Source organism: Bacillus sp. 7_6_55CFAA_CT2 (assembly GCF_000238655.1).
GTDB classification, from domain to species: domain Bacteria; phylum Bacillota; class Bacilli; order Bacillales; family Bacillaceae_G; genus Bacillus_A; species Bacillus_A cereus.
Genome location: NZ_JH414708.1, coordinates 405,136 through 417,171 on the forward strand (window position 1 = coordinate 405,136; position 12,036 = coordinate 417,171).

Here is a 12,036-nt window from a genome sequence, read left to right on the forward strand (position 1 = left end):
AGTCTTTTTTAAATATTCGAAATTTACATAGAAGAATATAAAAAAGTATGGTATAACAGTAAGAAAATGAAAAAGAGGGGAAAAGACGATGATTCGAGTAGGATATTTAGGACCAGAAGCAACATTTACAAATATGGCGGTGAGTCGTTTTTTTCCGGAAGCAGAGCATGTACCGTATCGAACGATTCCAGATTGTATAGATGCAGCTGCAAATGAAAATGTAGACTTCGCAGTTGTACCGTTAGAAAATGCAATAGAAGGTTCAGTGAATATAACGGTTGATTACCTTGTACATGAGCAGCCGCTTTCCATTGTAGGAGAAATTACAGTACCAATTCAGCAGCATTTACTTGTACATCCGGAGTATGCAGAAGTGTGGGATGAAGTATATGCAGTGCATTCTCATCCGCATGCCATTGCACAGTGCCATAAATTTTTAAATGAAGAATTAAAAGGAGTAACTGTTCGAGATATGACATCTACAAGTGCTGCTGCGCAATATGTGAAAGAACATCCTGAAGAGAAAATTGCCGCTATTGCAAATGAAGCGGCTGCAGAAAAATACGGATTAACAATTGTGAGACGTAGTATTCATACGCATAAAAATAATCACACACGTTTCTTGGTACTCCATAAGAAAAAGAAAGCAGTACTCCCGAATAACGGAGAGAATCGCGGAGAGAAAACGACGCTTATGATAACGTTACCTGCAGATTATGCAGGTGCCCTATATCAAGTGTTATCAGCTTTCGCATGGAGAAAATTAAACTTATCAAAAATCGAATCGCGTCCGATGAAAACAGGTCTTGGAAATTACTTTTTCTTAATCGATGTTGATAAAGCATACGATGACGTATTATTGCCAGGCGTAACGATGGAACTTGAAGCACTCGGTTTTTCTGTTACTGTGCTGGGGAGTTATTCTTCTTATTGGTTGTAGAGGGGAGCTGTTGTTAAAGTTGTTTGAAATGAAAAGCTGTTTCTCGGTTTGAGGTAGAGTAAGCTATCGATTCTATTGAAGTAAGTGATTAATTAAGCTAGCAAAATAAAGAAGCCGTCCTAAAAGATATTTAGGATGGCTTCTGTTAGGAATAGATAACTCTTTTGTCGGGTTTTTAGTACGCATCATTACAACTATTATAATAATAGGATTCATCATTGTTCGAATTACTGCAGCAAATACAATTCGTTTGTTGTATTAATAGATTGAGTGTAGATGGAGCTACAGTATCTGAGAAAGTAATACTCTCAACATCTTCTACTAAAAATGTTTTAATATCTCCTGGTGTTAAGGTAAATGTAAGTGGAGAGCGATGGTTTAATCTTGCGATTGTTAATCTAATCGTTGTTGCAAATGCAGGACTGAAACTAAATTTAATAAGTGTCTTATTATGATTTTTAGTGAAGTTTTCAAATACAGTTCGAGGAATTCCAGTTGTTATATCAAGATCTTGAGGGGTATTTCCCGTACCGAAAATAGTATAGTTCTGTATAAAACAGTTATTTGAATCTGAATTTGAAGAATTACATGGACGATCATTTTTCTTATAATATTTTTTTCCATTTTTTAAGAAGTAATCCGCCATAATTAATCACTCCCTTCACATATAAGAATTAAAGGTTGTCCATATATAATATGAAATATATTTTTATATGTTTGGACGTGAAGGAAGAGAAAATAAAAAGAGTCCATCTGGTATGATGGACTCAATACTGTTTTACCTGGTGTGATTCTTTATTTTAACTTCGCAAGACGATCTTCTAACTGACCACGCCAAATATCAGCTAGTTCTGGAACGGCAAGAATTTTTTCAATACCATCTTTATCTTTTCTATTATGAAAATAAATTTCGTTAGAGAACAAGACAGAAACATTGCTCGGTTGACGTTCTAGTAATGTAATTTTAGAATCTTTACGTACAGTACCTTCTTGAAGAACGCGGCATAGGTAGCCTGTAAATCCAGTTGCTACAATGCGTGGCAGTATGCCAGGGATGCCAAGACGTTTTGAAATTGTGCTACAAGGTACTCTTGCTTGTGTCACTTGAATGATTGTTTCACCTAGTTGATATGTATCTCCGATGCAAACATCACGCTCTAACATATTTGTTACGGTAATGTTTTCGCCAAATGTGGAAGCTGGAAGCGTAGTTTGAAATTCCTCTTCCCATAGTGCGTAATGCTCGTGTGGGTACACACAAACAGCACGATCAGGACCGCCGTGATGTTTTAAATCCGCTACGTCATCACCACGAAATCCGTCTTTTGAGAGAAAGGCCTCTTCTGTAGGGTCTTTACATATACCTGTTATCATTTCTTTATCTTCGCCATATTTCATTTGTTTCGGTTTGCCAATGCTAAAGTGAACGAGTTCAATTCCCATATTTGATCTCCTTTACGATTGATTACAATATTATAGCATTAAAAAAGCACAGAGAATGATAAAAACTCTGTGCCTTACATTAATAAACGAGAAATCCTGCTTTATCTAACGCCTCACAAGCAGCATCTAACTTTTCTTTAGAATCTGCCTCAATTGTATGTAAGTGAATACCATCTGTTAGTTGTGAAAGATAGGAAGCATTTGTGTTTTCGATTTTTTGTAAATATTGCTCTACATCAAAGCGATTGCTTACCATGATGGATGCTGTTAAGTCACCGTATACAGGATGCTCAACTTTTACATCTTTAATCGTAACGCCATGGTCAACAAGCATTGTAAGTTCTTGACGTACTTCTGCTGGTTTGTGCTGGCATACGATTACGCGTTCAAAAGCTTGTTGTTTCTCTTGTGGTTTTAAATATAAATAGCCTTGGGCAGTCGCAATAATTGGTTCGTTTCGTGCTTTAAGCAAGGAAATATCTTGCACGATAACTTGTCTACTTACGTTTGTCTTCTTCGATAGTTCATTCCCAGATAACGGCTCATTTGCAGCGAGAAGCCACTGAAGGATAAGCTGTCGTCTTTCTTCGCCTAAAATCTTTTTTTGGTCATTTTGTTTCATTATGATTTAACACCTCTATAAAATTGATTTCCAATTGTGTGTAGTGCATGAATAGTAGTATCAATTTGATCTTTCGTTGTTTGTTGTCCGAAAGAGAAGCGGACATATTGTTTGGCCTCTTCATACGTTTTTCCAATTGCAAGCATAGTTTTCGAAGGTTCTTGTTTACCGACTTGGCAAGCACTTCCGGTGGAAATAGCGATACCATGGCGATTACATTCTAGCATAGTATATTGACCTTCTATTCCTTTTATTGTAACCCCAACAATATGTGGTAAACAAGAAGTAGAATGACCTTCTACTTCAATTTCTAGCGGAAGTGTTTGTATTTGCCCTAAAAAGTAGGAGCGTAACTCTTTAAAACGTAAACTTTCTTCCCATTGAGTTTTTAATATATTTTCAGCAGCTGTTAAAAAAGATGCGATGCCGGGAACGTTCACTGTACCTGGGCGAAATCCTTTTTCGTGAGAAGTTCCCGGAAATACTTGCTCCCAGCGAGATTGCGGATTTATGTAGCAAGCGCCGACACCTTTTGGTCCGTATATTTTATGTGCTGAAACAGAAAGACTATCAATGCCCATCTCAAAAACATGGATAGGCAGTTTACCAAACGTTTGCACACAATCTGTATGAAATAAAACATTATATTTTTTTAAAAGTGCCCCGATTTCTGTAATGTTTTGAACGGTTCCGATTTCAGAGTTTCCATGCTGTATACTTGCTAGCACAGTATCTTCTGTAATAGCTGCCTCTAAATCTACTAAACAAAGGAGTCCGCTTTTATCAACAGGAATTTCAGTGATCGTATAGCCTTTTGATTTTAGAGATTGAAAATAACTTCGAATGGATGCATGTTCCATAGGTGTCGTAATAATATGCTTCTTAGTTCGGGCATTTAGAAGTGATTGAATCGCAAGATAGTTTGATTCCGATCCGCCACTTGTGAAAAATACTCCTTGTTCTTTTCCCCCAATCATTTCCGCAAATGTTTTTCGGCAAACTTGTAATAAAGAAGCAGCTGTTCCTCCAATATCATGTAAACTTTGTTCATTTCCGAAGTATTGCGACGCTGCTTTCATATATGTTTGTAACGCTTCCTCGCTCATAGGTGTAGTAGCTGCATAGTCAAGATATATCATCATGTAAGTTCCTCTCTCTAGTAAGAGTTACAGTTCTTTTACTTTTTAAATGGTAGTGAAAATAAGAATTATAAAAAAACTCTTGTCATTATTTTAAAACTATGTAAATATAGGTGTCAAGACAGTTGAAAAGTGTAAAGTAGGAGGCAACAATTATGCCAAGTGCAGATGTCTTAATTATTGGAAGTGGTGTTGCGGCACTTCGTGTTGCAAAAGAGATTTGTCACGAAAAGAATGTGATTATTATCACAAAGGAGACGAAACGTAATAATAATACACATTTAGCTCAAGGTGGAATTGCCGCAGCGGTAGCTACATATGACAATCCTAATGATCATTTTGAAGATACATTAGTAGCAGGGTGTCATTATAACAATGAAGAAGTGGTCCGTTATTTAGTCGAGGAGGGACCGAAAGAAATTAATAACCTTATTGAAAGAGGAATGAAATTTGATGGAGATGAAACAGGTCCTCATCTTGGAAAAGAAGGAGCGCATCGAAAACGTCGTATTTTACATGCAGGTGGCGATGCAACAGGAAAGAATTTATTAGAGCATCTTATTCAAGAAGTAGCTCCATACGTTACGGTAGTGGAACAGGAAATGGTGCTCGATTTTATTATAGAAAAAGATAAATGTGTGGGGGCTTTAACTCGCAACAATAAAGGAGAATTGAAACGTTACAATGCAGATTGTACGGTGTTAGCTTCAGGCGGTATTGGCGGTTTATACGCCTTTACTTCTAATGATGAGACGATTACAGGCGATGGACTTGCAATGGTGTACCGTGCAGGCGGAGAGCTTGTAGATTTAGAGTTTATACAATTTCATCCGACGATGTTATACGCGGGTGGGCGTTGTTCCGGCCTCGTGTCCGAAGCTGTTCGCGGAGAAGGAGCTGTCCTTATAAATGGAAAAGGGCAGCGTTTTATGATGGATATACATTCCGAACAGGATCTAGCACCTCGTGATGTAGTCGCACGGGCTATTCATGAACAGCTACTTGCGGGTGAAAAAGTGTACTTAAACATCGAAATGATTCAAAACTTTGAACAACGCTTTCCGACCGTGTCATCGATATGTAAAACAAATGGAGTCGATATAAATAAAAAACTTATTCCAGTCGTGCCTGGTACTCATTTTCACATGGGCGGCGTGAAAACGAACTGTGATGGAGAGACGTCTATTCCGAACTTATACGCAGTCGGTGAAGTAGCTTGTAACGGAGTTCATGGTGCAAATAGATTAGCGAGTAATTCATTATTAGAAGGTCTTGTGTTTGGAAAAAGAATCGGACGACACATTTTATCTAGAGAGACAAAAGAAAAGGTGAACATGCTAGCTGAAAAGGAAGAAAAGTTTATCGTTCTGAATCATTTACCGACGAAAGAAGAAATACAAAAATGCATGATGAAATATGTTGGGATTGTGCGAACAGAGCAAAGTTTATCTTATGCGAAGAGATGGTTTAGTAAGTATGGTGTTCGAAATATGATATTACAACATGATGTTCTTACGAATGAAGAGATAACGCTTATTAATATGTTAACGGTTTGTGAGCTTATAGTTGTGTCAGCCTTGCAAAGAGAAGAAAGTATTGGCGGGCATTACCGGAGTGATTATCCAGATAGAAATATAGGAAAGAAAGAGATTGTTCGAGTAAAGAGAAAACTACAACTTGTGTGATGAGGGGAAGAGGGGCTTTATGAACACGATAAAAGTTAAAGAAGCATTAAACCGATTTTTTTTAGAAGATATAGGAGAAAGAGATGTAACATCTCAGCTTATTTTTCCAGATAACTTGCTTTCGAAAGGAACGTTTCTTGCGAAGGATACAGGGGTCTTTGCAGGATGTTTAGTAATTGAATCAGGATTTAAATTAATTGATGAGAGAATTGAAATAGAGCTTCATAAAAAAGATGGGGATCTTGTAGAAAAAGGAGAAATTATTGCAACAGTGCAAGGTCCAATCGCATCGTTATTAACAGCAGAGCGCGTTATATTAAACGTTATTCAGCGTATGAGTGGAATAGCGACGATGACGCGTAAAGCGGTTCTTGCTTTAGATAGTAGTCATACTCGCATTTGTGATACGCGAAAAACGATGCCAGGACTACGTATGTTTGATAAGTATGCAGTCGTGTGCGGCGGTGGATTTAATCATCGCTTCGGTTTATATGATGGTGTCATGATTAAAGACAATCATATTGCTTTTGCTGGTTCTATTACAAAAGCTGTTACATCAGTAAAAGAAAAGTTAGGACATATGGTGAAGGTAGAAGTGGAAACAGAAACTGAGGAACAGGTGAGAGAGGCTGTCGCTGCTGGTGCGGATATTATTATGTTCGATAATCGTACGCCAGATGAAATCCGGGAGTTTTCAAAGATTGTACCAAGTGCCATCGTTACGGAAGCTTCAGGGGGCATCACAATTGAAGATTTATCGAAATACGGAAAAACAGGGGTAGATTATATTTCACTTGGAGCGTTAACACATTCAGTGAAAGCACTTGATATTAGTTTCAATATTGAAGAGTAAGGAAAGTGGCTTAGAGGGGGAGAAACGTATATGAGTATTTTAGAAAAAGTACAGCCGATTGAAACGATGTTACCAGAGCGTTATTACACAATGTCAACGGAAGATATGGAAAAGCGTGTTCGTGAAATTAAAGAGAAAATGGGGAAAATGTTATTCATTCCAGGGCATCATTATCAAAAAGATGAAGTGGTACAATTTTCAGATGCAGCAGGGGATTCACTTCAACTTGCGCAAGTTGCAGCGAGCAATAAAGACGCAAAATACATTGTGTTTTGCGGGGTACACTTTATGGCGGAAACAGCAGATATGTTGACGACAGATGATCAAGTTGTCATCTTACCAGATATGCGTGCAGGTTGTTCGATGGCGGATATGGCAGATATTGAACAAACAGAAAGAGCATGGACAGAGCTCACTAAATTATTTGGAGATACGATGATTCCGTTAACATATGTGAACTCTACAGCTGCAATTAAAGCGTTTTGTGGTCGTAACGGAGGAGCAACAGTAACTTCTTCTAATGCAAAGCAAATGGTATCTTGGGCGTTTACTCAAAAAGAACGTCTCGTCTTTTTACCAGACCAACATTTAGGGAGAAATACAGCGCACGATCTAGGTATCCCGTTAGATAAAATGGCAGTATGGGACCCACACACAGATTCATTAGAGTACGATGGGGATATAGAAGAAATTCAAGTGATTTTATGGAAAGGACATTGTTCTGTTCATCAAAATTTTACAATGAAGAATATTGAGAGTGTACGAAAAAATCATCCGGATATGAATATTATTGTACATCCAGAATGTTGCTATGAAGTTGTAGCTGCTTCAGATTATGCAGGCTCAACGAAATATATTATTGATATGATTGAATCAGCGCCATCTGGTAGCAAATGGGCGATTGGTACAGAAATGAATTTAGTAAATCGAATTATTAAGCAACATCCAGATAAAGAAATTGTTTCGCTTAATCCATTTATGTGTCCGTGCTTAACGATGAATCGAATTGATCTGCCTCACTTATTATGGACACTTGAAACGATAGAAAGAGGAGAAGAAATTAACGTTATTAGCGTAGACAAACAAGTAACGGCAGAAGCAGTTCTTGCATTAAATCGTATGTTAGAGCGTGTGTAAAGCAACGGTATTCCCGTTGCTTTTTTTCATACATATAATCATAACGAGAACGAAATGGGCATACATTGTTTTGAAGAAATCATTGTGGTTCTTTATGCTTATTCCACTTCGAATGATATTGAAAATCGAAGAAGTGATAAAAGTGAAAAGAAGTTAATGTTATTTAGAAAGAGTTACTTCAAGAGATTTGTTACTTATAGATAAGTTATACAGGAGGGGGAAAATTTGAAAATTCATATCGTGCAAAAAGGGGATACCCTTTGGAAAATTGCGAAAAAGTACGGAGTGGATTTTGACACGTTGAAAAAAACAAATACACAACTTAGTAATCCAGATTTAATCATGCCAGGTATGAAAATTAAAGTGCCATCAAAGAGTGTTCACATGAAACAACAGGCTGGAGCAGGTTCAGCGCCTCCAAAGCAATACGTAAAAGAAGTGCAGCAAAAAGAATTTGCAGCAACACCAACTCCGCTTGGAATAGAAGATGAGGAAGAAGTTACGTATCAATCAGCACCAATTACACAGCAGCCAGCTATGCAACAAACACAAAAAGAAGTGCAAGTAAAACCGCAGAAAGAGATGCAAGTAAAGCCACAAAAAGAAGTACAGGTGAAACCACAGAAGGAGATGCAGGTAAAGCCGCAAAAAGAAGTACAGGTGAAACCGCAAAAAGAGGTGCAAAAAGAACAGCCAATTCAAAAAGAAAAACCGTCTGTTATTCAAAAACCACCTGTGATAGAAAAACAAAAACCGGCGGAAAAAGAAAACACGAAGTTTTCGGTAAATGTATTACCGCAGCCGCCACAACCACCAATAAAACCGAAAAAAGAATATAAAATTTCAGATGTAATAAAAAAAGGAAGCGAGTTAATTGCTCCTCAAATTAGTAAAATGAAACCTAACAATATCATTTCTTCGCAAACGAAAAAAATAATATAATATCGCCGCAAGTGAAAAAAGAAAATGTAGGGAATATAGTGTCGCCGCAAGTGAAAAAAGAAAATGTAGGAAATATAGTGTCGCCGCAAGTGAAGAAAGAGAATGTAGGGAATATAGTGTCACCACAAGTGAAAAAAGAAAATGTAGGAAATATAGTGTCGCCGCAAGTGAAAAAAGAAAATGTAGGAAATATAGTGTCGCCGCAAGTGAAAAAAGAAAATGTAGGGAATATAGTGTCACCACAAGTGAAGAAAGAGAATGTAGGAAATATAGTGTCACCACAAGTGAAGAAAGAGAATGTAGGAAATATAGTATCGCCAAATGTATCGAAAGAAAATGTAGTTATTCCACAAGTCATACCGCCAAATATTCAAATGCCAAATATAATGCCGATCATGGATAACAACCAACCACCGAATATGATGCCAATTATGGATAACAATCAACCACCGAATATGATGCCAATCATGGATAACAATCAAATGCCGAATATGATGCCAATTATGGATAACAATCAAATGCCGAATATAATGCCAATTATGGATAATAACCAAATGCCGAATATGATGCCAATCATGGATAACAATCAAATGCCGAATATGATGCCAATTATGGATAACAATCAAATGCCGAATATGATGCCGATTATGGATAACAATCAACCACCAAATATGATGCCCTATCAAATGCCCATGATGCCGCCGAATCCGTATTATCAACAACCAAATCCATATCAAATGCCATATCAGCAAGGAGCGCCGTTTGGACCGCAACATACGTCTATGCCAAACCCGAATATGATGCCAATGGATAATAACATGCCGCCGCTTGTGCAGGGTGAGGAAGATTGTGGATGCGGAGGAGAAAGTAGACTATATAGTCCACAACCAGACGGCCCGCAATATGCGAATCCTTTATATTATCAACCAACTCAGTCTGCATATGCACCACAGCCAGGAACGATGTATTATCAACCAGATCCACCAAATGTATTTGGAGAGCCCGTTTCAGAAGAAGAGGACGAAGAAGAAGTTTAAAAAGGCGGGAGTATTCCCGCCTTTTTTGCATTCCTGTTAATTAAGAAAAGGCAGTTTTTTTATGAAGTGCTAGAAAATTCCCAGTGAAATATTAACAGTGTAAAAACCTTCTCTGTTACTCATCATAAGAGGGAGCTTTTCAGTAGAGAAGCTCATTCTAACAGAGGGGGTTTTTGTATTGAATACGAAAGTAAAAGTGATTGCTGCTTCTTTGTTAGTTACTAGTGCATTAGCTGCATGTGGTACACCAAAAAACAATGCAATGGATGGACGTAACTACAATTACGAGCGTACATCTTATAATGATACACATCAGTATCGTGATAATGTGACGCGTAATGATCGTTATACAGATTATGTAACATATAGAAATGGTCGTAACGATACAGGATACAATTATTACCGTGATGTAAATTACAATGGACAAATTGCTAATCCGCATCCAACTCGTAATATTACAATGAACAATTCATACATTAACAATGATGGTAAAACAGCTGAAAGAATAACAAATCGTGTGAAACGTATGAATAACGTAGACCGTGTGTCTACAGTTGTATATGGAAACGATGTAGCGATTGCGGTAAAACCACGTAACACAGTGACAAATGAAACGGCGATGGCGAACGAAATTCGTCAAGCTGTTGCAAATGAAGTTGGAAACAGAAACGTATATGTTTCTGTAAGAAATGATATGTTTACTCGTGTCGATGCAATGAGTACGCGTCTACGTAACGGTACAGTTACAAACGATTTTAATCGTGACATAGTGAATATGTTCCGAGACATTCGTTACGGTTTAACTGGTACAGTGCGATAGCAAAACAAAAGAGGAAGGGGGAGCCCTTCCTCTTTATTCATCGTTGTCTTGTAAACGACGTTTTTTAATAAAATAACTAACGGAATAAGAAACTAAAAAGCAGATGAAAAGAATACTATCTGTTAAAATAGCTTCAAATAGAGGTCTTTCTGGACTGAAAATGATATAAATAATAGCCATAACGATTCCTACAATAAGGGAGCGGAAGACAAGTTTATAATAAGGAGTTAACTTTATTTCCTTTTCGCCTTCTTCTACATCGATTGAAACACTTAACTGTAAATAACTAAGGATCATACTCGTAAGAATAAATACTAGCCATAATGGAGATTTCGTAATTTGATCTATTCCTTCAGTGAATCCGATATAGCCTAAAACACCGATTATACCAAGTGATTGAAAAAGAAAGACAATACGTATGTTTTTTAACGTTTGCAGAATGAGACGTTCATCCTTTATTTGTTTCATAATATCTATCTCCCGTTTATGATGATTTCGCTGTTATGTTTATTGTAATATATATATTGCATTTATCAATTTATAATTTGCGTTTGATTTATTTGGATGAAAGAGGAAATAAAATATTTTTATAAACATGTTGCACTTATACTTTATTAATGTTATATTAGCAAAGCGATGAGCTAATTTACGTAAGACGAGAGATATGCTTAAGTGCTAAACACGCGAATGTGGTCGCCTGGTCTCTCGCCGTAAACGCATCAAGACGCCTGCTTTGCAGGCGTCTTTCATTTTATATAAAAGTAAATAATACATGCAGATGAGGTGAATCCTTATCTGCATTTTTTATATTTTCGAAAGAAATGTAATATGGATAAAACCCCCATTTCCGGAAAAACTACTAATGAAAGTATGATCTTGCCTAAAAGAGGTGAACGGAAATGAAATGGATACTGATTGCGATGCAAGCTTTCGTTATGATGTTTTGTTTCGTTTATGAAACGAATGTGAAGGCGGAAGGGCCAGTACCAGAAGTAACGAAAAAAGAACCTGAGGTTACAATTTTATTAGAGCGTATGTATGTTGATGGCGAAGTAAGCGAAGAAATACTTACAGAAAAAGTGACGGATTTAGAAAAGTTTTTACAGCAGTATAAAGAATGGCAGCTCGTTGATCGTGATGATGTACAAATTGTATTGCAAAAGAAAGTTGATGATATTTCTCCGTTATTGAAAACGAGCGGGTATTTTGGTGTTTCAGAGGAAGGGATATTACAAATTTTCAAAGGTGTTCCAAAAAATGATAATGCGATCCATTCTTTCTTTCAAATTGATATGAAAAAGCTTGAGAGCTATGAACGTGCGAAATTGAAACGTGGCATTCGTATTAAATCAAAAGAAGGTTTTGTGAAGACGATTGAAAAAATGAAGCAATACGCAGTTCAAAGTAAGAAAAAAAAG

Annotated in this window: 12 protein-coding genes and 1 pseudogene; 8 read left to right on the plus strand and 5 right to left on the minus strand. The window is 37.1% G+C overall.

The window, feature by feature from the left end; all coding sequences use genetic code 11:
* The first annotated feature begins 88 nt into the window (after positions 1–88).
* A complete protein-coding gene (gene pheA / locus HMPREF1014_RS02235) occupies positions 89–940 on the plus strand; it encodes a prephenate dehydratase (RefSeq protein ID WP_000621698.1) in 852 nt (283 codons plus the stop codon).
* 175 nt (positions 941–1,115) lie between these two features.
* Here pheA and HMPREF1014_RS02240 read toward each other — a convergent pair whose 3' ends face one another.
* From HMPREF1014_RS02240 to HMPREF1014_RS02255, 4 genes are all read right to left on the minus strand, one after another.
* Complete coding sequence (locus tag HMPREF1014_RS02240) at positions 1,116–1,586, minus strand: hypothetical protein (protein ID WP_000796370.1); 471 nt, start codon at positions 1,584–1,586, stop codon at positions 1,116–1,118.
* Between the two features lie 149 nt (positions 1,587–1,735).
* Positions 1,736–2,383, minus strand: a complete 648-nt coding sequence (locus tag HMPREF1014_RS02245; RefSeq protein ID WP_000510668.1) for an MOSC domain-containing protein — start codon at positions 2,381–2,383, stop codon at positions 1,736–1,738.
* A gap of 79 nt (positions 2,384–2,462) precedes the next feature.
* Complete coding sequence (locus HMPREF1014_RS02250) at positions 2,463–3,005, minus strand: transcription repressor NadR (protein ID WP_000812240.1); 543 nt, start codon at positions 3,003–3,005, stop codon at positions 2,463–2,465.
* Positions 3,005–4,147 (minus strand): IscS subfamily cysteine desulfurase, encoded by a 1,143-nt coding sequence (locus HMPREF1014_RS02255; protein ID WP_000973759.1) that lies wholly within the window; start codon positions 4,145–4,147, stop codon positions 3,005–3,007. Before HMPREF1014_RS02255 ends, HMPREF1014_RS02250 begins: the two co-directional genes overlap by 1 nt.
* Positions 4,148–4,299: 152 nt before the next feature.
* Between HMPREF1014_RS02255 and nadB the strand changes: the two genes are divergently transcribed.
* From nadB to HMPREF1014_RS02280, 6 genes and pseudogenes are all read left to right on the plus strand, one after another.
* The gene (nadB, locus tag HMPREF1014_RS02260; protein WP_001138536.1) at positions 4,300–5,829 is read left to right on the plus strand and encodes an L-aspartate oxidase; all 1,530 of its coding nucleotides are present in this window, start codon (positions 4,300–4,302) and stop codon (positions 5,827–5,829) included.
* 19 nt (positions 5,830–5,848) lie between these two features.
* Complete coding sequence (gene nadC / locus HMPREF1014_RS02265) at positions 5,849–6,682, plus strand: carboxylating nicotinate-nucleotide diphosphorylase (RefSeq protein ID WP_001092207.1); 834 nt, start codon at positions 5,849–5,851, stop codon at positions 6,680–6,682.
* A 30-nt stretch (positions 6,683–6,712) separates the two neighbouring features.
* On the plus strand, positions 6,713–7,819 hold the full coding sequence (gene nadA / locus HMPREF1014_RS02270; RefSeq protein WP_000025304.1) for a quinolinate synthase NadA: 1,107 nt from the start codon (positions 6,713–6,715) through the stop codon (positions 7,817–7,819).
* Between the two features lie 225 nt (positions 7,820–8,044).
* Positions 8,045–8,201, plus strand: a pseudogene (safA, locus tag HMPREF1014_RS32540) (SafA/ExsA family spore coat assembly protein); the annotation flags it as partial.
* Positions 8,202–8,772: 571 nt separating this feature from the next.
* The gene (locus HMPREF1014_RS32545; RefSeq protein WP_496204228.1) at positions 8,773–9,798 is read left to right on the plus strand and encodes a hypothetical protein; all 1,026 of its coding nucleotides are present in this window, start codon (positions 8,773–8,775) and stop codon (positions 9,796–9,798) included.
* A 178-nt stretch (positions 9,799–9,976) separates the two neighbouring features.
* On the plus strand, positions 9,977–10,618 hold the full coding sequence (locus HMPREF1014_RS02280) for a YhcN/YlaJ family sporulation lipoprotein (protein ID WP_001093542.1): 642 nt from the start codon (positions 9,977–9,979) through the stop codon (positions 10,616–10,618).
* Between the two features lie 33 nt (positions 10,619–10,651).
* Here the strand turns inward: HMPREF1014_RS02280 and HMPREF1014_RS02285 are convergent, their stop codons facing one another.
* Positions 10,652–11,086, minus strand: coding sequence for a hypothetical protein (locus HMPREF1014_RS02285; protein WP_000809471.1), 435 nt, complete (start codon positions 11,084–11,086; stop codon positions 10,652–10,654).
* Between the two features lie 431 nt (positions 11,087–11,517).
* Between HMPREF1014_RS02285 and HMPREF1014_RS02290 the strand changes: the two genes are divergently transcribed.
* On the plus strand, positions 11,518–12,036 hold a 519-nt coding region (locus tag HMPREF1014_RS02290; RefSeq protein WP_000871173.1), incomplete at its 3' end, for a BofC C-terminal domain-containing protein.

Excerpts from the sequence above, each read along its gene's own strand:
- pheA (WP_000621698.1), top strand. The coding sequence starts at position 89 with ATGATTCGAGTAGGATATTTAGGACCAGAAGCAACATTTACAAATATG.
- HMPREF1014_RS02240 (WP_000796370.1), bottom strand. The coding sequence starts at position 1,586 with ATGGCGGATTACTTCTTAAAAAATGGAAAAAAATATTATAAGAAAAAT.
- HMPREF1014_RS02245 (WP_000510668.1), bottom strand. The coding sequence starts at position 2,383 with ATGGGAATTGAACTCGTTCACTTTAGCATTGGCAAACCGAAACAAATG.
- HMPREF1014_RS02250 (WP_000812240.1), bottom strand. The coding sequence starts at position 3,005 with ATGAAACAAAATGACCAAAAAAAGATTTTAGGCGAAGAAAGACGACAG.
- HMPREF1014_RS02255 (WP_000973759.1), bottom strand. The coding sequence starts at position 4,147 with ATGATGATATATCTTGACTATGCAGCTACTACACCTATGAGCGAGGAA.
- nadB (WP_001138536.1), top strand. The coding sequence starts at position 4,300 with ATGCCAAGTGCAGATGTCTTAATTATTGGAAGTGGTGTTGCGGCACTT.
- nadC (WP_001092207.1), top strand. The coding sequence starts at position 5,849 with ATGAACACGATAAAAGTTAAAGAAGCATTAAACCGATTTTTTTTAGAA.
- nadA (WP_000025304.1), top strand. The coding sequence starts at position 6,713 with ATGAGTATTTTAGAAAAAGTACAGCCGATTGAAACGATGTTACCAGAG.
- HMPREF1014_RS02285 (WP_000809471.1), bottom strand. The coding sequence starts at position 11,086 with ATGAAACAAATAAAGGATGAACGTCTCATTCTGCAAACGTTAAAAAAC.